This is a genomic window from Sciscionella marina DSM 45152, from assembly GCF_000379465.1.
GTDB classification, from domain to species: domain Bacteria; phylum Actinomycetota; class Actinomycetes; order Mycobacteriales; family Pseudonocardiaceae; genus Sciscionella; species Sciscionella marina.
The window spans coordinates 142238-168462 of the sequence record NZ_KB905382.1 but is presented as its reverse complement, the minus strand read 5'-3'; the positions used below and the strand labels follow the sequence as shown (position 1 = coordinate 168462).

General features: G+C 68.4%; 26 protein-coding genes. 11 read left to right on the top strand and 15 right to left on the bottom strand.

Annotated elements, in window-relative coordinates; genetic code table 11:
* Positions 1-51 precede the first annotated feature (51 nt).
* Positions 52-921, bottom strand: coding sequence for a lipase family alpha/beta hydrolase (locus A37U_RS0111055; protein ID WP_020496707.1), 870 nt, complete (start codon positions 919-921; stop codon positions 52-54).
* A gap of 120 nt (positions 922-1041) precedes the next feature.
* Between A37U_RS0111055 and A37U_RS0111050 the strand changes: the two genes are divergently transcribed.
* Entirely contained in the window at positions 1042-1680 is a 639-nt protein-coding gene (locus A37U_RS0111050) for a TetR/AcrR family transcriptional regulator (RefSeq protein ID WP_020496706.1), read from the top strand.
* On the opposite strand, the gene A37U_RS43155 is transcribed toward A37U_RS0111050, so the two are convergent.
* The gene (locus A37U_RS43155) at positions 1677-2528 is read right to left on the bottom strand and encodes a MurR/RpiR family transcriptional regulator (RefSeq protein WP_020496705.1); all 852 of its coding nucleotides are present in this window, start codon (positions 2526-2528) and stop codon (positions 1677-1679) included. The two genes, A37U_RS0111050 and A37U_RS43155, sit on opposite strands and share 4 nt — an antisense overlap.
* Before the next feature lie 68 nt (positions 2529-2596).
* On the opposite strand from A37U_RS43155, the gene A37U_RS0111040 reads away from it, so the two are divergent.
* The 3 genes from A37U_RS0111040 (at position 2597) to A37U_RS54385 (ending at position 5828) form a co-directional block, all read left to right on the top strand.
* Entirely contained in the window at positions 2597-3847 is a 1251-nt protein-coding gene (locus tag A37U_RS0111040; protein WP_083933375.1) for a diaminopimelate decarboxylase family protein, read from the top strand.
* Between the two features lie 14 nt (positions 3848-3861).
* A complete protein-coding gene (locus A37U_RS0111035) occupies positions 3862-4785 on the top strand; it encodes a LysR family transcriptional regulator (RefSeq protein ID WP_040587288.1) in 924 nt (307 codons plus the stop codon).
* A gap of 392 nt (positions 4786-5177) precedes the next feature.
* Positions 5178-5828 (top strand): LysM peptidoglycan-binding domain-containing protein, encoded by a 651-nt coding sequence (locus tag A37U_RS54385; protein ID WP_026197090.1) that lies wholly within the window; start codon positions 5178-5180, stop codon positions 5826-5828.
* A gap of 55 nt (positions 5829-5883) precedes the next feature.
* On the opposite strand, the gene A37U_RS43150 is transcribed toward A37U_RS54385, so the two are convergent.
* From A37U_RS43150 to A37U_RS0111005, 5 genes are read right to left on the bottom strand one after another with little or no spacing between them, the layout of a single operon-like run.
* Positions 5884-6702, bottom strand: a complete 819-nt coding sequence (locus tag A37U_RS43150; protein WP_020496701.1) for a serine hydrolase — start codon at positions 6700-6702, stop codon at positions 5884-5886.
* A gap of 55 nt (positions 6703-6757) precedes the next feature.
* Positions 6758-8344: an N-acyl-D-amino-acid deacylase family protein gene (locus tag A37U_RS0111020; RefSeq protein WP_020496700.1), complete on the bottom strand. Its 1587-nt coding sequence runs from the start codon at positions 8342-8344 to the stop codon at positions 6758-6760.
* A complete protein-coding gene (locus A37U_RS0111015; protein WP_020496699.1) occupies positions 8344-9105 on the bottom strand; it encodes an amino acid ABC transporter ATP-binding protein in 762 nt (253 codons plus the stop codon). The genes A37U_RS0111020 and A37U_RS0111015 overlap by 1 nt, the downstream gene beginning before the upstream one ends.
* Positions 9102-10001: an amino acid ABC transporter permease gene (locus tag A37U_RS0111010; protein ID WP_020496698.1), complete on the bottom strand. Its 900-nt coding sequence runs from the start codon at positions 9999-10001 to the stop codon at positions 9102-9104. The genes A37U_RS0111015 and A37U_RS0111010 overlap by 4 nt, the downstream gene beginning before the upstream one ends.
* Positions 9998-10858: an ABC transporter substrate-binding protein gene (locus A37U_RS0111005; RefSeq protein WP_020496697.1), complete on the bottom strand. Its 861-nt coding sequence runs from the start codon at positions 10856-10858 to the stop codon at positions 9998-10000. Before A37U_RS0111005 ends, A37U_RS0111010 begins: the two co-directional genes overlap by 4 nt.
* A gap of 203 nt (positions 10859-11061) precedes the next feature.
* Here A37U_RS0111005 and A37U_RS0111000 point away from each other — a divergent pair, with 203 nt between their 5' ends.
* Entirely contained in the window at positions 11062-13197 is a 2136-nt protein-coding gene (locus tag A37U_RS0111000) for an MGH1-like glycoside hydrolase domain-containing protein (protein WP_020496696.1), read from the top strand.
* 16 nt (positions 13198-13213) lie between these two features.
* Here A37U_RS0111000 and A37U_RS0110995 read toward each other — a convergent pair whose 3' ends face one another.
* Complete coding sequence (locus tag A37U_RS0110995; RefSeq protein ID WP_020496695.1) at positions 13214-14143, bottom strand: amidohydrolase family protein; 930 nt, start codon at positions 14141-14143, stop codon at positions 13214-13216.
* A 62-nt stretch (positions 14144-14205) separates the two neighbouring features.
* Between A37U_RS0110995 and A37U_RS0110990 the strand changes: the two genes are divergently transcribed.
* Complete coding sequence (locus A37U_RS0110990) at positions 14206-14664, top strand: MarR family winged helix-turn-helix transcriptional regulator (protein WP_020496694.1); 459 nt, start codon at positions 14206-14208, stop codon at positions 14662-14664.
* Positions 14665-14671: 7 nt separating this feature from the next.
* On the opposite strand, the gene A37U_RS0110985 is transcribed toward A37U_RS0110990, so the two are convergent.
* The gene (locus A37U_RS0110985; protein WP_020496693.1) at positions 14672-15298 is read right to left on the bottom strand and encodes a TetR/AcrR family transcriptional regulator; all 627 of its coding nucleotides are present in this window, start codon (positions 15296-15298) and stop codon (positions 14672-14674) included.
* Between the two features lie 105 nt (positions 15299-15403).
* On the opposite strand from A37U_RS0110985, the gene A37U_RS0110980 reads away from it, so the two are divergent.
* Together A37U_RS0110980 and A37U_RS43145 are read left to right on the top strand one after the other, a co-directional pair.
* Positions 15404-15634, top strand: a complete 231-nt coding sequence (locus A37U_RS0110980; protein WP_020496692.1) for a hypothetical protein — start codon at positions 15404-15406, stop codon at positions 15632-15634.
* A gap of 56 nt (positions 15635-15690) precedes the next feature.
* The gene (locus A37U_RS43145; protein WP_157182746.1) at positions 15691-17265 is read left to right on the top strand and encodes a carboxylesterase/lipase family protein; all 1575 of its coding nucleotides are present in this window, start codon (positions 15691-15693) and stop codon (positions 17263-17265) included.
* Between the two features lie 316 nt (positions 17266-17581).
* Here the strand turns inward: A37U_RS43145 and A37U_RS0110970 are convergent, their stop codons facing one another.
* The 4 genes from A37U_RS0110970 to A37U_RS0110955 are packed head-to-tail and all read right to left on the bottom strand — an operon-like array spanning position 17582 to position 21370.
* Positions 17582-18406 (bottom strand): carbohydrate ABC transporter permease, encoded by an 825-nt coding sequence (locus A37U_RS0110970; protein WP_020496690.1) that lies wholly within the window; start codon positions 18404-18406, stop codon positions 17582-17584.
* A complete protein-coding gene (locus A37U_RS0110965; protein ID WP_020496689.1) occupies positions 18403-19284 on the bottom strand; it encodes a carbohydrate ABC transporter permease in 882 nt (293 codons plus the stop codon). The genes A37U_RS0110970 and A37U_RS0110965 overlap by 4 nt, the downstream gene beginning before the upstream one ends.
* A gap of 2 nt (positions 19285-19286) precedes the next feature.
* Positions 19287-20528 (bottom strand): ABC transporter substrate-binding protein, encoded by a 1242-nt coding sequence (locus A37U_RS0110960; protein ID WP_020496688.1) that lies wholly within the window; start codon positions 20526-20528, stop codon positions 19287-19289.
* 56 nt (positions 20529-20584) lie between these two features.
* Positions 20585-21370, bottom strand: a complete 786-nt coding sequence (locus tag A37U_RS0110955) for a phytanoyl-CoA dioxygenase family protein (protein ID WP_020496687.1) — start codon at positions 21368-21370, stop codon at positions 20585-20587.
* 96 nt (positions 21371-21466) lie between these two features.
* Between A37U_RS0110955 and A37U_RS0110950 the strand changes: the two genes are divergently transcribed.
* The 3 genes from A37U_RS0110950 to A37U_RS0110940 all read left to right on the top strand — a co-directional run bounded on the left by A37U_RS0110950 (position 21467) and on the right by A37U_RS0110940 (position 24553).
* Complete coding sequence (locus A37U_RS0110950; protein WP_020496686.1) at positions 21467-22321, top strand: AraC family transcriptional regulator; 855 nt, start codon at positions 21467-21469, stop codon at positions 22319-22321.
* A 184-nt stretch (positions 22322-22505) separates the two neighbouring features.
* On the top strand, positions 22506-23666 hold the full coding sequence (locus A37U_RS0110945; protein WP_020496685.1) for a cytochrome P450: 1161 nt from the start codon (positions 22506-22508) through the stop codon (positions 23664-23666).
* Between the two features lie 20 nt (positions 23667-23686).
* Complete coding sequence (locus tag A37U_RS0110940) at positions 23687-24553, top strand: LysR family transcriptional regulator (RefSeq protein ID WP_020496684.1); 867 nt, start codon at positions 23687-23689, stop codon at positions 24551-24553.
* Here the strand turns inward: A37U_RS0110940 and cuyB are convergent.
* Both cuyB and cuyA read right to left on the bottom strand, forming a co-directional pair.
* On the bottom strand, positions 24534-25217 hold the full coding sequence (gene cuyB / locus A37U_RS0110935) for a cysteate racemase (protein ID WP_020496683.1): 684 nt from the start codon (positions 25215-25217) through the stop codon (positions 24534-24536). The genes A37U_RS0110940 and cuyB overlap by 20 nt on opposite strands.
* Positions 25214-26215: a D-cysteate sulfo-lyase gene (cuyA, locus tag A37U_RS0110930; RefSeq protein WP_040587333.1), complete on the bottom strand. Its 1002-nt coding sequence runs from the start codon at positions 26213-26215 to the stop codon at positions 25214-25216. Before cuyA ends, cuyB begins: the two co-directional genes overlap by 4 nt.
* Positions 26216-26225 lie beyond the last annotated feature (10 nt).

The following is a 26225-nucleotide window of genomic DNA, read 5'->3' as shown; positions in this document are numbered from 1 at the left end:
GAGTAGCAGAACTGGAGGACCCTCCGTTTTTGCTCGGGGTGCGGCGAGCCCTCAGATGCCGAACCCGGGGAACGGCGTGCATTTCGGCGGACCGGCATGCGCCGGATCCAGGGATCGCTCGATCTCGTCGAGCACGTTCGGATCGATCGCCTGTCCGAGGTGCCCGGCCGCGTCACTCGGACACCGGTCCTGCAGCACCACATTCGTGCTGTTGGGCGCGTCGATCAGGCCACTGGTGTACGGCGTGACCACCTCGTCGATCTTGCTGACGATATTGGTGTACGTGGGCCCGGGGACCGCGATGCCGCCCTTGCCGAGGTCTTCGAGGAACTGCGAACCGGGAAGAAAGTCATGGCAGGCGCCGCAGCCGATGTCCGCGAGCGGTTTGTCGATGCCGAGTTTCTTGGCGAGCGTGCCGAGCCCGTGCAGCGTGGTCCCCCGGTAGTTGGCGCCGAAACCGACGTAGTGCTTCACCTTGGCCGCACCGCCGAGCATCTTCATGTAGTAGGCGGGGACGGTGCTCCCTTCCGAATGGCCGACCAGGTCGACCTTCCCGGCACCGGTCTGTTCCCGGATCCGGTCCACGTACTGACCGAGCGCCCCGGCGCTGCCCGCGAGCGGATCGAGTCCGCCGATAAAGGGGCCGAGCGGTCCCGCGCCGTAGGTCGTGGAGAACACGCAGTACCCGGCATTGGAGAGCGCGGGCGCGATCGTGGCGAAATTGACCCGGTCATTGGCGAACATGCCGTGCACCAGGATGACCGGTTCCGGGTGTTCGGCACCGGGTTTGCAGTCGTTGTCGTTCCATCCGGAGGTTCGCGCCCCGGACTGTTGTGCCGCGTCCGCCGAAACCGTGCCGGCGAGGACCGCTGCGAGGCTCAGTACCAGGACGGCACCGAGACGTGCGAGACGAGCAAGCATCGCGACTCCTTTGTTCGCGCTGTTTGAGTCGGATCAGTAGAACACGATGCCATGTTATGAACAAGGTGCCTTGTTCATATTGCCCCGCGCGGAGGAGGGGCAATCTCTAGGATCGGTGGGATGAGCACGACCAAGCGGAACACGCGCACGGTGCGCGGGCGGGATGCCGAGCAGCGAAGGGCTCAACGGCACGCCGACTTGCGCGCGGCGGCACTCGACCTGTTCGCGGACCAGGGCTACTACGGGACCTCGATCGAGGAGATCTGCCAGCGCGCCTATGTCGGCACCAAAGGGTTCTACGAGCTTTTCGAGAACAAGGAGGCTTGTTACCTCGACCTGTTCCGCCATGTCACGGCGAACCTCTTCGAGCAGGTGCGCGCCGGACTGGAGACCATGGCCGCCGACCGGTTCGCGCTACCGGACCTGATCGCCACGTTCACCCGCGGCCTTGTCAGCGATGTACGGGTGCTCAAGGTGGCCTTCGGCGAAGCGGCGGCGATCTCGACCGCGGTGGAACGGGAACGCCGGAAGAACCGGCGCAACGCCGCCATCCTCGTGGAGGCCGCGTGGCAGCGGGCCGGGGTGGAACTCGACGAGCATCGGACCCGAACCGTCACGATCGGGCTGATCGGCGGCTTGTTCGACATCCTCGCCGATTGGCTGCACGAGCAGGAACCGGACGATCCCGAAGACATCGAGGAGTTGACCTCCTGCATGATCGGCTTCCACGACACGGTGCTGCGCGGGCTGACCGGCTAACTCGTCCACCCCTCGACGAGGTGCGCACTCGTCTCGGTGAACTGCCGCATCCGGGCCTGCACTTCGGGCGAGCGCTCGAGCACCCCGGAGACCAGCGCGTCCACCACGGCCATGGCGGGGATGATCGATTCGACGGCGGTCGGTACCGCGCTGCGCGAGGGCAGCACGACATCGGCCAGCTGGGCCACCGGGGACAGCGGCACATCGCTGAACAGGATCAGCTTGCAGCCCCGCTGCTTGGCGTCCGCGGCGAGCTGGCGGGTCATGCCCTCGTGCCGGGCGTAGTCGAACACGCACAGCACATCGCTGCCCTTGAGGTCCACGAGTATGCCGACCCTGGTGCGCGGATCGGGCTCGATGTGCCTGGTGTCCTTGCGAACCTGTTGCAGCAGCGCGATGAACGCCTGCGCGAGCAGATCGCTGAACCAGCCACCGACGGCGTACACCCGCCGTTTGCGGTCGGCGAGCAGTTCGATCGCCGCTTCGTACTGCCGCGCGGGCAGACCGGCGAGGGTGCTCGCGACGGCCTCGCTCAACTCCCCGGCGTAGGTGCGCAGCCGCTGCCCCGAATCGCCCTGCCCGCTCGGGGTGTAGCGCTGATACATCTCGGCGGGCGAGGCGATCCGCCCGGATACCGTGCCCCGCAAGACTTCCTGGAACTCGGCGTAGGTCTGGTGGCCGAGCCTGCGCACGAACCGGATCACGGTCGGCGCGGTCACCCCGATCGCCCGGGCGAGCTCTCCCGATGAGGTCAGCCCGAAGGTCTCCGCGTTGTCCAGCAGCGCGATCGCCACCCGCTTCTCGGCAGGGGAGAACTCACCGAGCCGGGCGCGGATCTCCTCGAACACGCCTGATTCACTTGTAACAGCATCTTCATTATCGCCTGATTTCTGCATGAAGTGATACAGTCTCTCTCGTGACGTCCTCTGTTCTGCCGGTGGCCAGCGTAGCCCCGGAGCACCCGCCGTACCCGCAGCTCGCCGAGGCCATCGGCACCCCGGCCTATGTGCTAGACCCGACCGCCATCGATGCCGCCGCCGATGCCGCCACCCGTGCGTTCGGCGAGCAGTGGATCCGTTCGTACTCGCTCAAGGCGAATCCCCTCCCTGAGGTCGTCTCCCGGCTGCACGCCAGGGGCTGGGGCGCGAACGTGGTCTCGCTCGGGGAATGGGAGGCCGCGCGCCGGGCCGGGGTACCGAACACGGAGACCACCATGGAGGGCATCGGCAAGACCGATACCGAACTGCGCGCGGCCATCGCGGCGGCCAGGGACGGGGATCCGCTGCGCTGGGTGAGCCTGGAAACCCTGGACGAGGCGCGCCGCTGCGCGCAACTGTGCGGGCCGGTTCCACTGGACGTGCTGCTGCGGATCAATCCCGCGGTGCGCCCGGAAACCCATGCCGGGCTCGCGGTCGGCAGCGCGGAGAGCAAATTCGGCCTGCGCGGGGCGGAATTGCGCACCCTGCTCCACACGGATCCGTTCGCGGGCACCGGAATCCGGGTGCGCGGGGTGCACGTGCACGTCGGCTCGCAGCTCGGCGAGGTCACCGCGTGGCGGGATGGCGCGCTCGCCGCACTGGAGACGCTCGATCTGGTGCGGGCCAAGCATTCCGGGGCGGACACGGTGGATTTCGGCGGCGGCTTCCCGTCCATCGACGCACCGTCCATCGACGCACCGTCCGAGGCCGGTCCATCGGCCGGGCACTTCGCCGCCGTGCTCGCGGACCGGACGCTACCCGCACGATGCGCCATCGAACCGGGAAGGACCTTGGTCGCCGAGGCCGGATCACTGCTCGCCTCGGTGTTGCACGTGCGCGATCTCGGTGGCACACAACAGGTCGTGCTGGACACCGGGATGACCGAACTCGTCCGGCCCGCCCTCTACGGCGCCCGGCATCCGGTGCGCGCGCTCACCGCACCGGACGCTCCCGTGCTCCCCACCGAGCTGCACGGCCCGGTCTGCGAATCCGCCGACCGGATCGGGCACTACGAACTGCCCTCGCTGCACCGGGGCGATCTGGTGCTCATCGGCATGGCCGGGGCCTACTCCTCGGTGCTGGAGACCACCTACAACGGACGGCCGCGCGCGCCGAAGGTGCTGCTCGACCCGGAAACGGGGCCGCGGGTGGTACAGGACCGTGAACGGCTGGCCGCGCTGCGTTTCTGAGTCATAATCCGACGATGTTGAGCAATGTGCGGTTGCGGGTCCTGCTCGAAGTGTTCCGCGCGGGCAGCATCGCGGGCGCGGCACGCGAACTGGAGCTCTCCCCGTCCGCGGTTTCGCACCAGCTGGCGAAACTCGAGCAGGAAACGGGCGTCGGCCTCGTCGAACGCGGCGCGCAGCGGCTGCGGTTCACCGAGGCGGGCGCCCAGCTCGCCAGGCGCGCCCAGGAAGTGCTCGATCTGGTCGCCTCGGCCGAGCAGGACCTGCGCGTGCAGGCCCGGGTGGACCAGGGACGGTTGCGCATCGGGTTCTTCGGCTCGGCGGGTTACCGGCTGGTGCCGCTCGCCCTTTCCCGGTTCAGCGAACGACATCCGGGAGTGGAACTGGACCTGCGCCTCGGTCAGCCGCACGAACTCCTCCCCGAACTGGCCGGTGGAACCCTCGATGCGCTGGTGGTCTTCGAACACGCGCTGGAACCCCGACACCTGCCCGATTCGGTCGAGGTGACCCCGTTGCTCACCGAGCCGCAGATGCTCGTGGTCCCGCAGGGACACCGGGTGGCGGGCCGCGCGAAGGTGCGGCTGTCCGAACTGTCCGGGGAAGCGTGGATCACCACCTTCGGCGCGGACACCTCGGTCTCGGTGTTCGAACGGGCCTGCGCGGTCGCCGGGTTCACCCCGCGGATCCGCTGCCGCAGCGACTACTACGACGTCACCATCGGACTGGTGCGCGCCGGCCTCGGGGTCGCGGTCGTGCCCTGCCTCGGCATGCAGGACGCGGCCGGGGTGCACACCTGTGCAATCGAGAACCGGGGACTCCAGCGCACGGTCGGGGTCGCCGTGCGGCCGACGAACCCGAACCCGGCGCTGCGCCCGTTCGCCGCGCACCTGCGGGCCAGCGCGGCCGCGATGCGCGACTCCCTGGAACGGCTGCTGCCCTGAGCCTGCGGACCCGCGGAAAACGACTTACCGGCAGACTGTTGACCATGGCAAACATCATTCAGGTGAAAGGCGTGTGATACGGGTCTCGTAGGCGATATTCAATCTCGAAACGGTAACTACTCGATTATGTTTCTATGACCAGGATAAATGTGCCCATCGCGTCACCCGTTTCACCGTTACCGTGACGACGGTTACATGGCCGGACCCCTTTCGTTTACCGATTCGTTGCGTACCGTCGCTTCTGGTCGGTCCGCTAGCAGCGGATACGGCCCCGAGTGTCCAAGCGCCACCCCTGCCCGATGGACACTCGGAATAAACCCCGAGCGATTGGCCGCTACCGGGCAGGGCGAGACGTACGCGCTCGATGGCGCGGTAGGTGATTGAGCAGAAATATGTCTACTCACCGCAAGCACTCTTCCGTGGTCAAGCACATCGCCAAGATCGGCATCGCCGCCGCCGTCATCGGCATTCCGTCGGTCGCCATTTCCGTCCCGGCGAGCGCGACCAACTGGGACTCGGTCGCGCAGTGCGAGAGCGGCGGCAACTGGAGCACGAACACCGGCAACGGTTTCTCCGGTGGTCTGCAGTTCACCCCGAGCACTTGGAAGGCCAACGGCGGCAGCGGAAGCCCGCAGGGCGCCTCGCGCTCCGAGCAGATCCGCGTGGCCGAGAACGTGAAGGCCTCCCAGGGGATGGGCGCCTGGCCGAACTGCGGCAGCAAGGGCGGCAGCTCCTCGAGCAGCTCCAGCTCCTCGTCGAGCTACAAGAGCAGCCACAGCTCCTCCTACAGCAGCAAGAAGTACAGCTCCTCCTCCAGCCACTCGTCGAGCTCCAGCTCCAGCTCCAGCAAGGCCAAGGCGAGCACGACGACCACCGTCAAGACCGGGCACGGCGACTACACGGTGGCCCCGGGCGACACCCTGTCCAAGATCGCCACGGAGAAGGGCGTCAAGGGCGGCTGGTCGCAGCTCTACAAGCTCAACAAGGACACGCTCACCAGTGCCAACAACTTGTTCCCCGGGCAGAAGCTCGAGACCAAGTAAGCGCGTTCTTCGCCTGCGGCGCCGCAACGGGAAACCGTTGCGGCGCCGTTCTGCGTCAGCCCACCCATCCCGCGGCGTGCCGGGCGATCGCGAGCCCGGTCTGGCGCGCCGCGGCCACCAATCCCGGCTCGGTGCCCGGTTCCCCGACGGCCAGCACCGCATAGGCGATGCGATTGGCACTGTGCATCACACCGACATCGGCACGCACCCCGTCATCGGTCCCGGTCTTGTTCGCGATCCAGATGATACCCGGGAACGGGCGCTCCTGGTACGGATCGTGCGGCAACAGCGCGGGAACGAGATCGTGATCGGTGTTCGTGCGCATCCAGCGCAGCAACCGCGCCGCTCCGGGGAACCCGTTCTCGGCCACCCGCGCGGCCAGCAGTGCCAGATCGGCCGCGGTACCGAGCGCGAAGGTCGGCGCGGTCCCCGGACCACGCACATCCCGGATCCGGTCCAGCAACCTGGTCGCGGTGAGCCCGAGCCGGTCCGCGGTCCGGTTCACCGCCTCGATACCGAGCACCCGCAGCAGCGCGTTGGTGGCGATGTTGTCGCTCACCGCTGCGGTGAACAGGGCGAGATCGCCGAGGCTGTACGTGTCCGCGGCGAGGTGCTGGAGCAGCCCGGTTCCCCCGCAGTGGTCCTCGGGTTCGATCGGTACCGGCGTGGTTTCCGCGCGCTCGCCCTGTTCGATCGTCCTGCCCAGCTCGGCGAGCAGAGCGAGTTTGCCCGCGCTCGCCAGCGGAAGCTCGGTGTGTTCGTGGTGCCCGTACCCGCGTTCACCGGGCCCGTGCACCGCGACCGCGAGCGTTTCCGGTCCGCGCCGTTCGATGGCCTGCACCGCCGTGTCCAGTCTGTCGAAGTCGGTGCTCATCCGGTGGCCCCGCTCCGCGAAACAGTATCCGATCCCTTATGGCGCATAATTTCCATTATTCGCTCGCGAGCACCCGCCCGGGCCGCGCTCCGGTGTCCGTTCCCGCGCGCAGCACCTCGGTTCCGCCGACCAGTACGTGGTGCACGCCGTCCGGGGCGAGCAGCGGATCGGTGTAGCTCGCCCGGTCGATGATGGTTTCCGGATCGAACACCATGAGATCCGCGTGCGCCCCTTCGGTGAGCACTCCCCGCCCGGCGAGCCCGAACCGAGCGGCGGTGGCCCCCGTCATCTTGTGCACGGCCGTTTCCAGGGAGAACAACCCGAGTTCGCGGTGATAATGCCCGAGCACTCGGGGAAAGGTCCCGGCCAGCCGCGGGTGCGGGTGGCCGGGTTTGGGCACCCCGTCCGAGCCGATCACCGACAGCGGACTGGCCAGCACCCGCTGCACATCGTCCTCGCGCATGGAATGACTGATCACCATCACCGCCCCGCCGTCGGCGCGCAGCAGGCTCGCCGCGACGGAAAGCGGATCGGTGCCCCGATGCGCGGCGAGCTCGGCGAGACTGGTCCCCTCGATTCCGGGTTCGCTTGGCGCGCAGGCGATATCCACCCGATCCCAGCCACCGTTTCCCACGGTGTTCTCCCAGCCGGGAACTCCGTTCTCGATGCCCGCGCGCATCCGGTCCAATTGTTCCGGATCACCGAGACGTTCGATCAGTGCCGCCGTTCCGCCCTCACTGGCCCATGGCGGAAGCATCGCGGCCAGCCCGGTGCTGCCCGCGGTGTACGGGTACACATCGCAGCTCACATCCAGGCCGCCCGCGCGCAGTTCGTCCAGCAGCGGCAGGGTTTTCCCGGTGCGGCCCCAGGCGAATTTCCCCGCCGTCTTGTGATGCGAGACGTGCAGCGCGGCACCGCTTCGTTCGGCGATCTCCACCGCTTCCGCGAGCGCGGTCTCCACCTGTGACATCTCGTCCCGCATATGGGTCACGTACGGTTTTCCGTGCCGTGCGGCGATTTCGGCCAGAGCGACCACCTCCCCGGTGTCCGCGTAGGTTCCCGGCGGGTAGATCAGCCCGGTGGACAGCCCGGCCGCACCGGCGCGCAGTGCCGCGTCCAGCGCGGCGCGCATCCGGTCGAGCTCATCGGCTTCGGCCGGGCGGTCGGCGTAACCGAGCACGCTCGCGCGCAGCGTGCCGTGCCCGACGAGTGAGCTCAGATTGGTGCTCCGCGGTACGCGCGCATGCCCCGCGGCGAACGCCGGGAAATCCGCGAACACCCCCACATCCCCGCCGAACTCCACCCGCGCCTGCGCACGCATCTGCCCGGCGGCCGGACCGCCGGCGGGGAACATGCCGAATCCGCAGTTGCCGCAGATCTCGGTGGTCACGCCCTGGCGCACCGGGGCGAGCGTGAGTTCGGGTCGCGCCGGATCGAGCAGGTTCGCCCCATCGGAATGGGTGTGCGCGTCGATGAAACCGGGTGCCACGGCCAGCCCGGGAACATCCAGCACCCGTTCGGCCTCCGCACCGGGACCAGGGAAACACAGCCGCCCGGCGCGCACCCCGATATCGGCCTCACGGGCCGGTGCCCCGGTGCCGTCCACGAGCAAACCACCGCGCAGCAACAGATCCAGCCGCATCACCCCACCTGCCCGAGGAAGGCCCTCGTCCGTGCCTCGCGCGGCTGTTCGAGCACCGCACGCGGATCGCCCTGTTCCACGATCACCCCGTCGTCCATGAACACGAGATGATCGCCCGCGTCTCTGGCGAAGCGCATCTCATGGGTCACCACCATCATCGTCATCCCCTCCCGGGCCAGATCCCGCATCACCGCGAGCACCTCGGCGACCAATTCCGGGTCGAGCGCGCTCGTCGGTTCGTCGAACAACATCACTTTCGGGCGCATGGCAAGGCTTCGCGCGATCGCCACCCGTTGCTGCTGGCCGCCGGACAGTTGCGCGGGATAGTGCTCCGCACGGTCGGCCAGCCCTACCCTTTCCAGCAGTTCACGCGCCTGCTCGATCGCCTCGGCGCGCGATTTTCCTTGCACCGTAACGGGTCCCTCGATGACGTTCTCCAGCGCGGTGCGGTTGCCGAACAGGTGAAAGCCCTGGAACACCATGCCGATCGCGGCGCGCTGGCGGCACAACTGCTTCTCCCCGAGCACCCGGAGGCCGTCGGTGTGCTCGGTGTACCCGATCAGTTCCCCGTCCACCCTGATCCGCCCGGAATCGATGGTCTCCAGCCGGTTCACACAGCGCAGCAGGGTGGATTTTCCCGATCCGGAGGGGCCGATGACGCACACCACGCTGTTGCGCGCCACATCCAGATCGATCCCCTTGAGTACCTCGAGATACCCGAATCGTTTGCGTACCTTCGAGATCCGCACCATCGGTGTCACGATTTCCTCCTTCGCACCACCGGGAGCAGATCGCGGCCGAGGCGCCTGCGCAGCGTGATCTGCCCGCGGTTGAACCGTTTCTCGATGAAATGCTGTCCGACACTGGCGATCGTGGTCAGCACCAGATACCAGATCGAGGCCACGATCAGCAGGGCGATCACCTCGAAGTTGTCCAGATAGATGTGCTGGGCGACGGTGAGCAGGTCGGCCCCAGCGATCACCGAGACCATCGAGGTCGTCTTGAGCATGGAGATGAACTGGTTCCCGGTCGGCGGGATGATCACCCGCATCGCCTGCGGGAGCACCACCCTGCGCAGCACCGCGCGGTTCGGCATGCCCAGCGCCTCGGCGGCTTCGCGCTGCCCGTGCGCGACCGAGGAGATCCCGGCGCGCACGATCTCGGCCATATAGGCGCCCTCGTTGATGGTCAGCCCGAGCAGACCCGCGACGAACGGAGTGATCAGCGCATTGGTCTGCCATTCCACGAGCTGCGGCCCGCCGAAGGGGACACCGAACCCGACCGTGGGAAAGATCAGCGCGAGGTTGAACCAGAAGATCAGCTGCACCAGCAGCGGGGTACCGCGGAAGAACCAGGTGTAGAGCCCGGCCGCGGCGCGCAGCACCGGATTCGCGGACAGTTGCATCACCGCGACGAGCACCCCGAGCACGATCCCGACGACCATCGAGGTCACCGCGAGCGCGATGGTGACCCCGAGCCCGGCAAGAATCCGGTGATCGAACTGCTGGTCCACCACGATGTCCCAGTGCAGGTTCGGGTTCACGATGATGGTGTAGGCCAGCCAGACCAGCACGAAACCGGCGAGCACGGCGGCGATCCAGCGCCCGGGCCGGGGCGGGTGTTTCGCGTTGATCGGCAGTTCCTCGGCCGCGCTCATTTGGTGTTCACCTTCGGCGTGGGGATCGCGTTCGCCTCGACCCCGTAACGACGCAGGATCGTGGCGTACCGGCCGTCGGCGATCAGTTCGCCGAGTGCTTTCTGCACCGCGTCGCGCAGTTCGTCGTTGTGTTTGCTCACCGCGATTCCCCACAGTCCGGCCGTGTGCTGGCCGCCGATCAGCTCGTATTTCCCGGTTTTCGCGTAGTCGATGCCCGCCGGATAATCCACGATGGTCGCGACCGTCCTTCCGGAGTCGATGGTGAGCAGCCCGCTCGGCGCGTCCACGCTCTGCGAGATCCGCATTCCATCCCGGCAGCGCGCGTTCTGCTCCTGGCCGATCTTCAGATTCGAGGATCCCTGCGCCAGCACGACGGATTTGCCGCACAGGTCACCGAGACCCCGGATGTGTTCCGGATTTCCCTTGCGCACCAGGATCACCCCGCCCGCACGGAAATAGTCCACGAAGTCGACCGCGGCCCGGCGCTTGGCCGAATCGCTGAGCGAACTGAGCGCGAGATCCCAGCGCTGCCCCTGTACGCCGGGCACGATCCCGTCGAAGGCCGCGTTGGACAGTTCGAGGCGCAGACCCAGTTCCTCGGCGATGGCGTGGGCCAGATCGGGGTCCACTCCGGTCAGTCGCGTCGTTCCGGGCGCGTACATCTCCATCGGTGGGTACCCGACCGAGGTCACCACCTTGAGCACGCCTTCCTCGCGATAGCGCCCGGGGAGCAGTTCCCGCGCGGTGTGCGCCGCATCGACCCGGGCATAGTTTCCGCCGCCCGGGCTCGAATCCGAGCGCCCGCATGCCGTGAGCGCGGCGGCCAGTACCACCACGATCACCAGCGCTCGCCGCATAGCCGGCCCCTTCCTGCCACATTGCCGGATCGCGGCGAAGCCTGCCCGAACCGGGCGGCGCACGCAGCACTCGTGCACGGTCTGCATGCCGAGCATCGAAACCCTCGATGCTCGACGGACGGGGGCGGATGAGCGCATCGGGAACCGCCGATTATCGTCATTCCCGATGTGGCAAGGGATGCCACATGAGGAGGTGTGCTGGAGTGCACAGGTTCATCGCCCTGCTCGCCGCTGCCGTGGTCGGCGCGACCTGTTTCGGAACCGCCCCCGCGGGCGCGCGGCCGTCCCCATCGCCCGGTTTCGCGGATGTGCTGAACCGGCAGGGAACACCGCAGAGCGCGCAGGTTCCGTCGGCGAACCCGGTCAACGTGTTCTCCGATGCCGGGGCCTGGCATGCGTACGCATTGCCCGTGAAGGGCGATACATCCGCTTACGGCGGGTTCACCGGGCCGCTGTACCTGGCCCAGGAAGGCCCCTGGTACCTGAGCAAGGCGTTCACCAAGATCGCACTCACCGATGAGAGCGGGCACACGATCCCGCTGCCCGCACCGAGCGTGCACTCCTATCCCGGCCGCCTCGGCCAGACCTACCGGTTGCCCGGCCTGGAACTCGACCTCGATCTGCGCTTCGTCTCCGCGCGCACCGCCCTGGTGCGCGCGCGAATGCACAACCACTCCCCGCGGCCGCGCACCCTCGGGGTGTCCTGGCAGGGGCGGCTACTGCGCCCGGACAGCGAGCCGATGCGCTCGGCGCCGAGCCTGCACCCCGGTCCGGACGGGGTTCGGGTGGACTTCGCGAAGGTGAACAAGCCCGAGAAGTTCGTGACCAGCGGCACCGAACAATTCCACGTCGGCCATCCGGAACCGGTTTCCACCCAGGTGCACGGGGATTCCTACCGCACGAACCGGCGCGCCCCGCTGCGCCTGGCGCCTGGCGGCAGCCAGGGACTGTCCTGGGGCGAGAGCTACACCTTCACCAAGGCCGAGCGGGACAAGGAAGCGAACGCCCTGCGATTCGCCACCCACCTGCCCGCGCTCGCCGCCGCGCGAGTGGACCAGCGCTGGGCCGATTACCTGCGGCGGGGACTGGCCGGGGTCGCGCCGGGGCAGCGGCGCACCGCGGTGAAGGCGATCGAAACGCTCACCACGAACTGGCGCGGTCCGGCCGGGGACCTGCACGATGCGGGAATCACCCCCTCGCTGACCGAGAGCGATTTCTCCGCGGGCTACTGGCCGTGGGACAGCTTCAAGGAGGCGGTCGGGGTCTCCCGGTTCGCCCCGGAACTGGCCGAATCGGTGCTGCGTTCGGTGTACCGGCACCAGTTCACCGCGAAAACCCCGAACCGGGGCCAGGACGCGGGCATGCTGCCCGATGTGGTCATGTACACCACGCCGAGCGAGGGCACCAACGAGCGCAACACCAAGCCACCGCTCGGCGCCTGGGCGGTGTGGCAGACTTTCCGGCAGAGCCACGACCGCGCCTTCCTGCGCGAGATGTTCCCGAAGCTGCTCGCCCAGCACGAGTGGTGGTACCGCAACCGGGATCACGATCACGACGGGCTCGCCGAGTACGGGGCGACCGTAGATCCGCGTAACGACACCGAAAAGGCTCAGGTCGAGGCAGCCGCCTGGGAGAGCGGCATGGACGACGCGCCGCGCTTCGACAAGGGCGCCGGGCTGCGGGTGCTGAAGAACCGGGACGCGCACGGCACGGTCGTCGGTTACTCGCTCAACCAGGAATCGGTCGATCTCAACGCTTATCTGGTCGCGGACAAGCGCTATCTCGCCGATATCGCCCGCACACTCGGCAAGGCCACGCAGGCGCACCGGTTCACCGAGCAGGCCGATTCGACCACGAAGCTGATCCGCGATCCCATGTACGACATGAAAACCGGGTTCTTCTACGACACCGACCTTGCCACTCGCCGCCCGCTCGTCGAGCGGGGCAAGGGAACCGAGTCGATCACTCCACTGTGGACCACGATCGCGACACCCGAGCAGGCCGCGCGGGTCCGGCAGAGCCTCACCGATCCACAGCAGTTCGACACCGCGATCCCGTTTCCCACCGTGGCGCGGAATTCGGCGAACTTCGACCCGAACGGCTACTGGCGTGGCACCACCTGGGTGGACCAGGTGTACTTCGGAGTGCGGGCATTGGAGAACTACGGTTACCGCGCCGATGCCCGCACCGCACGGTTGAAACTGCTCAGCAATGCGGCCGGGCTCACCGGGGACGCACCGATCAGGGAGAACTACAACTCGGTCACCGGGCAGGGCCGCAACGCCACCAACTTCAGCTGGTCGGCGGCGCTGCTGCTGGAGCTTCTGGCCGAGCCGTGACCGCACGATCGGTGATTCAGCGCAGCCGAGGAAACAGTCCCTCAGCGTTGCCACGGTTGATCGCCGCGAGCTGGCCGGGCCGATATCCCTGGTATTCGTCGAGTTTGGCATCGAAAACGCCACCCCACTGGTCCGGGGCGAAGGGCGCATCGCTGCCGTAGCACACGTGCCCCTCCTCGGCGAAGGCCAGCAGTGCGGGCAGCGCTGTCTCGCTCGCGGAAAGCGCGGTGTCGAAGTAGAACCGCCGCAGATCCGCGAACACCCCTTCCGGGGTGAGACCGGGGTCGACCAGCGCGGCGCCGGTGAACCGGTAGGCGGCGTACGGCAGGAATCCGCCGGCATGCGAGAGGATCACCTTCACCCGCGGATACCGGCCCATGATTCCGGAGGTGACCAGTTGCAGCGCGGTTCGCGTGGTGTCGAAGGGGAAATCGAGCAGCGGGCTCGGCAGCCCGTCGAGCATCGGCAGCGCGGGCGCGTCCGGGTGCACGAACACCGTCGCCTCGCGGGCGTTGAGTTCGGCCCACAGCGGCTCGAACTCCGGATCGCCGAGATAACGTCCCTCCACATTGGACAGCAGGACCACACCGTCCGCATCGAGCTCATCGAAGGCGTGGGCGAGTTCGGCGAGCGCGCCATCCACATCGGGCAGCGGCAGGCTCGCGAACATGCCGAACCGGTCCGGCCGGTCCTTGACCAGTTCCGCCGAGTACTCGTTGACCATGCGCGCCGTGTCCCGCGCGGCCGCGTTCTCGCCGAAGTAGACCCCGGGCGCGCTGACCGAGAGGATGCCGGTGGCGATCGAGCGGCCGTCCATCATGGCGATCGCGCCCGCCGCGTCCCAGTCCGGCATCGGCCAGCCACCCGCCGTCTTCCCGTTCCGGTCGAGCAGCTCGCGGTAGGCGGGCGGGATCAGGTGCTGGTGCACATCGATACGTCCGGACATGACCACTCCATTCATCGCTGAGTTCATTAGCTTGCTAATAATTACCGTGCTAATGTACTCCCATGGCGCGGCAAGGTAAACCGGATGATGCCGAGATCGAGGAACTCTCCCGGATGGCGGACGCCTTGTTCGCCGCGATGCGCCGGGCACGCTCGGCGCAGGCGGTGCACGGCGGCGGGCTCAGCCTCGCCCAGCTCGCGCTGCTCGAACCGCTCGCCGAGGAGACCGAGCTGCCCGTGCGGGTGCTCGCCGAACGGGCCGAGGTGAGCGTGCCGACCGCCACCCGCATGCTGCAGCAGCTCGACACCAAGGGCGTGGTGATCCGCGAACGTGGCGCCACGGACCAGCGCCAGGTGTTCGTGCGCCTGACCGGGCGTGGCGCGCGGCTGCTCGAGGAGATCAGCGCGCACCGCCGCGCCCAGCAAGCGCGCTCCTATGCCGGGTTCACCGCGGCGGAACGCACCCAGCTGCTGGGTTTCCTGCGGCGGTTGCGCGAGCAGATCGACAACGAATTGAGCTAGGGCTTTCTCAGCGAAAGAGCCGACCGAGGTGGTAGTCGATGAGCTCGACGATCTGCTCCGTGGTGCGCAGGCCCAGCAGGATGTCGGGACCGAGCCCGGGAAGGGCGAGCAGCGTGTCGGCCTCACGCGCGAGGTCGAGCCCCTGCCGAAGCCGCCCGTTGGCCTCGGCGTGCCCGAGGAGTTCGGTGAAGATCGCCTCCAGCGTGGGCTCCTGCTGGGCCCGCAACGCTTCGGCGAGTTCGGGGTCGTTCAGCGCATGGACGAAGTAGGCGATGTGCACCAGGCTGACCCGGCGAGCGGCCTCGTCGCTGGGCAGCATGCTGATGAGCACGTGCCGCAGGACGGCCCGGACCTCGGCCGCCTCCCCATCCGCCGCACCGTCCGCCAACTCGGCGACCTCTGCGGCGATCTGCTGCTCGATCCGCTGCCGGGAGTCGTCGTTGAGGCAGTGCAGCGCGCCGAGCAGCAGGTCCTTGCGAGTGCCGAAGTAGTACTGAACCAGCCGGGTGGACACGGCGGCTTCCGTCGCGACCCGGCGCATCGTGACGCCTTCGAGCCCGATGTCGGCCGCTATCCGCCAGACGGCCTCGGCGATCTGGCGCCTGCGCTGCTCGTGATCGACCCTCTTCGGCATTCCACTGGTGTCCCTTTCAGTTTTCTTGATACGATCGAACCATAACAGGTAGGGTTCGGCTCCTACCCGGCAGTCCACCGGAAAACGAAACATGGGGAGCTCTGCATGTCCAAGACCGGTTACACCACGCTGCAGATCCTGGGGATGGTGGTGACGATCGTGTTCGCCCAGGCGGCGATCCGCAGCCTGTTCGATCACTCCGCGCGCCAGTTGTGGGGAGCGGTCGACTGGGTTCCCGGCGGCTGGGGTGGCCGGCTGGCCGCGCTGCTCGTGGTCACCCTGGTGGGCGTGGTGCTGGCGGGGTGGGCGCACGACCGGGCCAAGGCATCGGAATGAGCACGCCGGCCAGAACACGGCGACCACGGTTGTCGCTGTGTGCGGCCGTGGTGGCGGTGGCGTCCGGCACGACCGGTCCTGCCGTCGCGGTGGACGATGGGCCCGCGGCCGGTACCGCGCCGGTTGCCGCGGTGCGCGACGGGATGGTGCGTGGCGCCGTGCGCGATGGGCTGACCCGGTTCGAGGCCATCCCGTATGCCGCCCCGCCGGTCGGTGCCTTGCGCTGGTCTTCGCCCGCCCCTGTCCCGGACTGGACCGGGGTACGCGATGCCACGGCACCGGCGCCCGTGTGCCCGCAATCCGGCGCGGGACTGGCCCCCGGCACGCGGATGAGCGAGGACTGCCTCTACCTCGACGTCACCGCACCACCTGTGCCATCGAACGGATCGCGCCCGGTCTTGCTCGCGGTCCACGGTGGCGGGTTCCAGAGCGGGGCGGGCAGCGACTACTACGTGGATTCGATGGTCCGGCGCAGCGGCGCGGTGGTCGTGACCATCAACTACCGGCTCGGGATCCTCGGCGGTTTCGCGCACCCGGCCCTGGGGCGTAACTCCGCGTTCGGCCTGCAGGATCAGCAGGCCGCGTTGCGCTGGGTGCGGCACAATATCGCCGCGTTCGGCGGCGACCCGGGCAATGTCACCGTGTCCGGGGAATCGGCGGGGGCGATGATGACCTGCTCACAGCTCACCGCGCCCGCGGCACGCGGACTGTTCCGGAAGGCGATCATCGTCAGCGGCTCCTGTCTGATGAAGCATCCGCGGAACGCGCTCGGTCCGGGCGCACCCGCGGCGAACACCTGGCAGCCCTGGTCTGCCGTGGCGAAGGCAGGCGAGCAGACCGCCACCGAGCTCGGCTGTACGAATCCGGCCACCACGCTGCAGTGCCTGCGGGCGATGCCCGCGAAGGAATTGCTGAAGCGCAACACCGGGTTCATCTCGATCCCCTATGGCAGCACGGTGCTCCCGCACGATCCCGCGGCGGTGATCCGCGCCGGGCAGGCCGCCGCGGTCCCGGTCATCCAGGGCAACACCAGCGACGAACATCTGCTGATCACCCTGTCGGCGCACAAGCGGCTCGCCGGGGATCCGCACGGATATCGGCGCCTGCTCGCGGACACGTTCGGTACCGGTCCCTCCTCCGGAGAACCGGCGATCGCCGCGGCCTTCCCACCGGACGGCCCCGGCGGGGTACTCAAAGCACTCGATCACGTGTTCACCGGCCGGGACTGGATCTGCCCTTCCCAGGCCGCCAACCGCGCGCTCGCCGCCACCACGTCCACGTGGGGATACGTCTTCGCGGACCCGCAGGCGGCCACTCTCGAAGGTGTCCCCATTCCGCCCGGCCTGCGTCCCGCCGCCACCCACGGCTCCGACCTCACCGCGGTCTGGGGCTTCGACGCGCCCGAGGCCCGGCTCAGTCCGGCGCAACGCGCGCTCGGCCGCACCATCGCCGGTTACTGGTCCCATTTCCTCCGGTCCGGCGACCCCAATGGTCCGGGTCTGCCCCCATGGCCCCGGGTCTCCGCGACCGGCCACACCTTCGGCCTGACACTTGCCCCGGAACCCGATGGGATCCGCACCACCGACATCACCGGCACACACCACTGCGAACTCCTGTCGCCCACCGGCTGAGGCCGACGGCATTCGGGGCCGGGGAACAATAGTCTGGGGAGGACGTCGATGTCTCGGATAGAAATCTTGTCGCTCGGCCCGTTCGAGCTCCGGATCGGCGACGATCCGGTTGCCCTGCCGAGCCGCAGGCTGCGCGCCTTGCTCAGCGTATTGGCGATGCATGCCGGTTCCAGCGTGTGGGCGGACACGCTCGTCGATCGGCTCGCTTTCGAACACCCTCCACATTCGTGCGGAAATATCGAGCCGAGCCTACTTTTGCGCGCTCTCAACAGGATTCAACCGCGATCCCACGAAGCTTTCACGGCGCTCTCGGCCATCACCCCTTGGTGGCGCCGCCGGTCATGTTACCGACGAAAGACCGCTGCACCACGGCGAACAACAGGATCACCGGGACCATCATGACCGTCGACGCGGCCATCAGCAGTCCCCAGTCCACCGAATGCTGGCCGATGAAACCGAGCAGCCACAGCGGAGCGGTCTGCTGCTCGGGACCGGTCAGGAAGATCATCGAGAAGATGAAATCCTGCCAGGACATGAAGAACACGTACACCGCGACGGAGAGCACGCCGTTGCGGGCGAGCGGCACGGTCACCCGCCAGTAGGCACGCGCCTGGGTCAGCCCGTCGAGCTGGGCTGCCTCCTCCACCTCGATCGGTGCCCCGGCAAGGAAGCCGCGCAGCAGCCAGACCGCGACCGGCAGGTTGACCGCGAGCATCGCGAGCACCAAGCCATGCCTGGTGTTCAGCAGCCCGAGGTCGCGGGCGAGCTCGTAGATCGGCAGCAGCAACACGGCCTGGGGCACCAGTTGGGAGACGAGCGCGGCGCCGAGCACCTGGGGCCCGCCGCGCAATCGCGTCCTGCTGAGCGGATATCCGGCCAGCAGCGCGAGCAGGGTGCACACGACGGCGGTTCCGGCACAGACCAGCGCGCTGTTCAACAGAGACGAGGCGAAATCCCCGTCGAGTACCGCGGCGAAGTTGCGCGCCGAGGGCGCGTGCGGCCACCAGGTGGGCGGATCGCGGAACACCTCGTCCGGCGTTTTCACCGCGGTGAGGACCATCCACGCGAACGGACCGATCAGGAACACGGCCAGTGCGAGCCCGGCGATGTAAAACCCGGTGTTCCGGGCGACCCCGCTCATCGCAATCCTCCTTCGGCGCGCACCTGGCGCAGGTACAGCGCGGAGAACACGCCGAGCACGAGCACCGCGATCACGCCGTACGCGGCGGCGGCCCCGTGGTCCACGTCCAGGAACGCGGTCCGGTAGATGTGTCCGGAGAGCACCTGGCTGGACACCCCGGGGCCGCCCTTGGTCATCACGTAGATCAGGTCGAAACTGTTGAACGTCCAGATCGTGGTGAGCAGCACCGTTGTGCGGATGGTCGGCGCCATCGCGGGCAGGGTGACATGCCAGAACACCCGCCACGGCCGCGCCCCGTCCACCCGCGCCGCATCGCGCAGTTCCTCGGAAACGGTGCGATAGGCGGCCAGATACATCAGCGCGGACATGGGGAACCCCTTCCACACGGCCGCGAGGATCACCCCGAACAGCGCGGTGCCCTGATCACCGAGCCAGGCCGGTTCGCCGCTGATCAGCCCGAGCGCCTTGAGCACCTGGTTGACCGGACCGAGATACGGGTCCTCGAGCATCTTCCACACCAGACCCGCGGTGATCCCCGGCATCACCCAGGGAATCACCAGCAGCACCCGCAGCACGGCGGCCCCGCGGATGCGTTTGCTGAGCAGGATCGCCGAGCCCAGGCCGAGCAGGAACTGCAGCAGCACCACCAGCACCGTCCACACCAGGGTATTGCGCAGCACGGTCAGCAGCGCGGAATCGGTGAACGCGTCGGCGAAGTTGCCGAGGCCGATGAAATCCGGCTCGGGATGGATCAGGCTGCTTTTCGTGGTGCTCAGCCATAACACGTCCAGCACCGGGTAACCGATGAGTACGGCGAGCAGGATCAGCAGCGGGGCGAGGCAGGCGAACCGGATGAGGCTTTCCTTACGGGTGCGCATCCTCACTGCCGCCCGATGGCTTCGTGCATCTGCCCCGCGGCGGTGGCCACGGCGGAACCGACCGGTTCACCGTCCAGAATGGACTGCACGGCGTCCTGCTGCGCCCGCGAAACCTTGCTGTACACCGGGGTCACCGCGCGCGGTTCTCCCTGTGCCAGCAAGGAAAGCATGTCCTCCGGGGCGCTGCGGCTCGCGCGCACGTAGCGGCTACCCGCCTCGCGGAGCGCGGGAACCGAGTCGTTGCAGGCGATCTGGTGGCGCACCGAGGTGGTGGCGAGCTTGGCGAATTCGAACGCGTTCCGCCGCTGCGTGCTTGCCGCGTTGATCGCCAGGTTGTAGCCGCCGAGCGCGCCGACGAACCGCCCGCCCTCGGGCCCTGGCGGGCGCGCCACCCGCCAGGGAAACCGTGCCGATTTCCCGATCGTGGCCTCCTGCCAGCCTCCGGCGAGCACCATTCCCGTCTGTCCCGCGGTGAACTGGGCGAGCGAATCGGTATCGCAGGCCCCGGCGAGCCCGGCCGGTGCGTACTCGGCGAGCCGGGCGAACATCCGGTAGGCGCGCCGGGCCGGTTCGCTGTCGAAGGTCACCCGGTCGCCGTGCAGCACGGACCCGCCCGCCGAGTACAGCAGCGAATCGGTGAGCACCGAGCTCGCCTCGTCCCGGCAGCCGATCAGCCCGATACCGGATTTCCCTGGCAGCGCGGCGATCCGTCGGGCCGCGTCCAGCCACTGCGGCCAGGTACGCGGTGGCCTTCCCGGATCGAGACCGGCCGCGCGGAACAGCGCGGTGTTGTAGAACAGCCGCTCCCAGACATCGGCGTTGAACGGGAGCCCCCACAACCGGCCGTGCCAGCGATTCGAGTCCCAGGCGCCGGGAAAGTAGTTCCTCCTGGCCAGTTCCGGGCTGTGCGCGAGGAATTGCCCGACCGGTTCGATCAGCCCCGCCGCGGCGAACTGCGGGGTGTTGATCTGGTCCAGCTCCAGCACATCCGGGCCGGTACCACCCTGCATCGCGAGCACCAGCTTGTCCTGGTACTCCTGATACGGCAGCTGATCGAGTTCCACCCGAACCCCGGGGAACCGCCGCTGGAAATCCGCGAGCAGCGCCGCATAGCCGTGGCCGATCGACTCGTTGTTCGCGGTGAGCAGCCACACCCGCAGCGCTTCCCGGCCGGCACCGCTCGCGCAACCGGCGAGCAGGACGATCACGAAGGCACAGCAGAGCCCGCGCAGGAACCGGTCCATCCGAATTCCACCTCCATTGCTGGAATCACGGCCATGTCAGGACTGCTCGGTGCTCCTCAGGACCACGAAGGCGCCTCCCGGAACGGAAAATGCCGCCCTTCGGTGTACCGCGGTTGCGGCTGGTATTCGTTGACCGTTCCCCGATCGCCGCGCAGCCAGAAGGCGCTCGGATAGGGCTGCTCCTCGGTGATCAGCGTGGAAGTGGGGATATAGCGGATGGTCAGCCCGCAGCGCCGGTTCGGCGAGGTGTTCGGCCCGCTGCCGTGCACGATGTTCGGGTGGTGCACCTCGACATCCCCGGGGCTCAGCACCATGTCCACCGCCTCGGACTCGTCCACATCCACCGCGATCTCCTTGCCGAGCACGTTGTCCACCCCGGTGGAATCGCGCATCTCGCTGAAATCCTGCTTGTGGCTGCCCGGAATCACCCGCACACAACCGTTTTCCGGGGTGGAGTGATCGGCGGCGAGCCACAGGGTGACCACCCGCATCGGTTCCAGCGGCCAGAATGCGCCGTCCTGATGCCAGAGCACTGCCTGCCCGGCGTACGCGGGCTTGAGGATGTAGTGCGAGGCGAACAGTGCGATGTCCCCGCCCACGAACAGCTCCGCGATGTCCAGCAGCCGATCGTCCGAAACCAGGCGCACCCAGAACGGGTCATCGGCGAGCAGTTCGTGGCCGAGCTGTTCGGGCCGCAGTTCGGGATGCTTGCGCTGTAACCATTCCACGTGCCCGTGCACTTCCTTGATCAGCTCGGCGTCGAGCACGTCCCGGAAGATGACGTACCCGTCCCGGTCGAAATCCTCGAGTACCCTGTGTTCCGCCGCGGTCGATCCCGTCATGTCATGCCTCCTCGAGCCGGTGGTTTCCGACCATCATCGGGGCGGCGCACCGGTCCGGGATAGCAGCAGGGTTGCGCGCCCATGCATTCTGTTGACATGACTGCGAAGCTGCTGCGGTTCGCCGAGCACGCCGTCGGCGAGCCCTATCACGCCGATCTGGTCACCCAGCCGGTCGCGGCGGGCGTGTCCGAAACGCACGGGCACGCGGATTTCTTCGAGTTCATGAGCATCATCGAGGGAAACGGTCTGCATCACCTCGACTCCGGTGCGCAACAACTGCGGGCCGGGGATGTGACCTTCGTGCGGCCGCGAGACGTGCACGCCATGCAAGGCCTCGCCCCACGGGGAATGCGGTTCGTGAACATCGCCTTTCCCGCCGCGGCCTGGCACGGTTTCGTGGACATCGCCCGCATCGGCACCTGGGAGGACGCCACCGCGGCGCCATTGTGGCGGTTGTCCGGGTCCGCGGTGCGGCGCGCGCGTGAGGTGTTCGGGCGCGCGCTCGAACGGTTCCACGCACACCCCACCATGCTCGACATGATGCGGTTCTGGACCGATCTGGTGGAACTGCTGCAGCAGCAACCGGGCTCCGGCGCGCGGCCGGGCACCCGGCCACCGGCCTGGCTGGCGCGGGTGCTCGAACAGATGCACGCGGAGCCCCAGCTGCGCGGCGGGGTTCCGCTCATGGCCCGGCTCGCCGCGGTCAGTCCAGCGCACCTGTCCCGCACCATGCGCGCCCACTACGGCACCACGCCGACCGAGTTCATCACCGGACTGCGCCTGGAACGGGCCGCGCAGCTGCTCGGTTCCACCGATGAACCGGTCACCCAGATCGCGTATCGCTGCGGGTTCGCCAGCCAGTCCTATTTCACCCGCCGGTTCGGTACCGCGTACGGCCTCTCCCCGACCGCGTACCGCAGGCGCACCTGGCAGTCCTTCGTGCCCGGCTAGAGCTTCCGCGCGGACACACCCGGTGCCCGCGCGGGCGCGCGCAGTCTACCGCGGATCACGATTCTCTCCTCCGTCTCGAAGCAGGTCACCCGTGCCCGGCCGTGCCATCATGACGCCATTATATCTTGAAATGGCGTCATAAATGTGCCATCTTGGTGCCATAGATGAGCTGCGCACACTTCCGATGACGCGCCCGCCTGGCCGCCCGTTCGACCCGCCCGCGGACCTGGCCGGACTGTGCACCGAACGGCCGCTGTGCCGGTTCGTGCACCCGGACGGCACCCGCGGCTGGCTGGCCACCAGTCATGCGATGGTTCGCGCGATCCTGGCGGACAACCGGTTCAGCATCCGGCCCGAACTGATGACCTCGCCGTTCCCGGAGACCGCTGGGCTACGAGCGTCACCACCGCCACCGGGCGTGTTCACCGATATGGATCCGCCCGAACACACCCGCTACCGTCCGCTGCTCACCGGCCAGTTCACCGTGCGCCGGATGCGCGCGCTCACCACGCGGATCGAGGAGATCGCCGCCGAACAGCTCGATGTGGTCGAGCACAACGGATCCCCGGCCGATCTGGTCGAGTTGTTCGCGAATCCGGTGCCCGCGCTGCTGATCTGCGAACTGCTCGACATCCCGGCCACCGAGCGGGTGCGTTTCCAGCGGCACGCGCGGACCCTGGTCGCCGGGATGGACGAAGAGGCGATGACCGGGGCCTGGGGCGCGCTCGAGGAAGCACTGCGCGAGCTGATCCTGGCCAAACGCGCCGATCCGGGCGAGGACATGCTCTCCCAGCTCGCCGACAGCGACCTCAGCGATGCGGAACTGGTGAACATCGGCATCGTACTGCTCGGTGCGGGGCTGGACACCACGGCGAACATGCTCGGGCTCGGCACCTTCGCACTGTTGTGCCACCCCGAGCAGTTCGCCCTGCTGCGCACCGAACCGGAGATCGCCGACCGGGCCGTCGAGGAACTGCTGCGCTATCTGAGCATCCTGCCGACCGGGGCGCGCGCGGCACTCGAGGATGTGGAACTCGGCGGGCAACTGATCAAGGCCGGTGAGACGGTGGTGCTGTCCATGCAGGCCGCCAATCGCGATCCGGCGCGGTACCCCGATCCGGACACCCTGAACCTGCGGCGGGACGGCAGCGGGCAGCTGAGCTTCGGGCACGGGCTGCACCAATGCCTCGGCCAGCAATTGGCCAGGGTCACCCTGCGGACGGCGTTTCCCGTGCTCGCCGCCCGCTTCCCGAAGCTGCGGCTCACCGTTCCCGTGGAACAGGTCCCGGTACGCGATCAGGCGCTCATCCACGGAGTGCACGAGCTGCCCGTCGCCTGGGACTGAGAGCACGTACCGTACCCGGCGTGGACATCGCCTGGTTGCAGAGTTTTCTCGCGCTCATCGAACACGGTGGGTTCACCGCCGCCGCGCAGGCACAGCGGCTCAGCCAGCCCGCGTTCAGCCGCCGGATCCGCAGCCTCGAGCGATGGGTCGGCACCGAACTGATCGACCGCGCGACGCATCCGCTCACCCTGACCGCGGCGGGCGAAGACCTGCGGGTGCAGGCGAACCATACGCTGACCGGGTTGTTCGGGGTGCGCGATCAGGTGCGCAGCGCCCAGCTCACCCCGGAGCGCGCGGTGCGCATCGGTTGCGGGCACACGCTCGCCACGCATTTCTTCCCGCGCTGGTGGCAGCGGTTCGCCCCGGGCGAGCACTGTGTGCTGGTCGCCGCGAACACCCTGGACGCCTACGATTCGCTGTTGCACGGCGGCTGCGATCTGCTGCTCGCGCACGCCGATCCGGGCAGCCCGCTCGGTGTGGAGCACGAACTCGACTGGCGGGTGCTCGCCACCGATCGCCTCGCCCCGTACGCCCGGAACGGCAGCTCCGGCCCGGAATTCGGTCTGCCCGGCAGCGCCGGTGATCCGGTGCCGTTCGTCAGCCACGGACCCGGCGCCTTCCTCGGCAGGATCACCGACCGGCTGCTCGGCGCGGAGCGCGCGCATCTGCGTCCGGTCGTGCAGAGCGATCTGACCGCCACACTCGCCGAGCTCTCCGCTTCCGGGCTCGGCATCGCGTGGCTGCCCGAAATCGTCGCCGCAGGGTACCCGGAACTCACCGAGCTCCACGGGGCGAGCACGGAATTGGAGATCCGGCTCTATCGCACCCGCAAACCGCTGCGGGAGCAGGCGGCCCGGGTGTGGCTGGCTACCGCAGACAGTTCCTGACCACCGCGCGGGCCAGCAGCTCGGTCGGATCCAGCAGCCGGGCCGCGTTACCACTGCCGCGCAAGGCGATCGGCAGTTCGGTGCAGGCGAGCACGAGTATCCCGGCATCCCCCATGGCGCGCACCGCCCGTTCCCCGGCGAGCAGCGCGCCGGCCCGGTCACCGGATTTCACGCGGCGGATCGCCAGGTCGATGTCCTGCTGCACGGCGTCCTCGGCCGCGCGGACCTCGATTCCCGCCGCGGCGAACCGGGTGCGGTAGAGCTCCCGGCTCGCCCGGGTGGACAGCAATCCGACCGGGCCGAGACCGCGTCCGGCGATCGAATCCACCGTCTCGGCGACCATGTCCAGGAACGGTGCCCCGGTGTCGGCGCGCAGCCGGGGCAGGAAATGGTGCGCGGTATGGCAGGGCATGGCCAAGACCGTGGCGCCCGCGTCCAGCAGCATCCGGGTCCCGGCGAGCAAGGCCGGATACGGATCGGGGTGTCCGTGCAGCACCGCACCGACCCGGTCGGGCACCGTCGGATCCGACCAGATCACCACGCGCAGATGGTCCTGATCGCGCTCGGCCGGGGTGAGTTCGGTGAGCCGGGCGTAGAAGTCCGCACTCGCCGCGGGCCCCATTCCGCCCAGTATCCCGACGAGCTCCCCGTGGTCCACCGTCACGAGAACGTCTCCCGGTAACCGAACAGGGCCGCGCTTCCCCCGGTGTGCAGGAAAACCACGTGTTCTCCGGCGCCGAACCGGCCCTCGGCGATGCCACCGAGCAGACCGGCGAAGCCCTTCCCCGCGTACACCGGGTCGAGCAGGATCCCCTCGGTGCGCGCGAGCAGCCGGACCGCCTCGACCATCGATTCGGTCGGCACCCCGTACCCCCCGCCGACCCAGCGATCGTCCACGTGCACGGAATCGCGGGGCAGCGCGTCCCGGCAACCGAGCAGTTCCACGGTGCGCGCGCCGAGTGCGTGCACCGCCTCGATCTGGTGCTGCTCCGGCTGACGCACGCTGACCCCGAGCACCCGGGCGCCGGATCCCATGACGTGCAGCCCGGCGAGCAGTCCGGCCTGGGTGCCCGCACTCCCGGTGCCGTGCACGATCCAGTCCACCGGAATCTCGGCCGCCTCCAGTTCCTGCGCACAGCCCACATAACCGAGCGCGCCGGTCGGATTCGAGCCACCGCCCGGGATCACGTACGGCCGCTTCCCCTGTACCCGCGCCTGTTCGGCGACCCGTTCCATGGCGGCGGTCATATCGGTGCCCGCGGGGAACCGCTCGGCGATCTCCGCGCCGAGGATGCCGTCGAGCAGCACATTGCCGGAGTGCTCGTACTCGTCATCGCGCACCTGGCGGCGTTCGAGCAGCAGCGTGCAGTCCAGCCCGGCGAACGCCGCGGCGGCCGCGGTCTGGCGCGCATGGTTGGACTGGGTGGCGCCCTGGGTGATCAACAGGTCCGCATCCTCGGCGAGCGCGGCGCCGAGCAGGAACTCCAGCTTGCGGGTCTTGTTGCCGCCGGTGGCAAGACCGGTGCAGTCATCGCGCTTGATCCACAGGTTCGGCACCTGGGAATGCCGCTCGCGCAGCTGCGCGGTCAACCGGTGCATCGGCTCGAGCGGGGNGGGGAAATGCCCGAGCCGATAGCGCGGGAAACGGGACAGCTGCACCATGAGCATCACC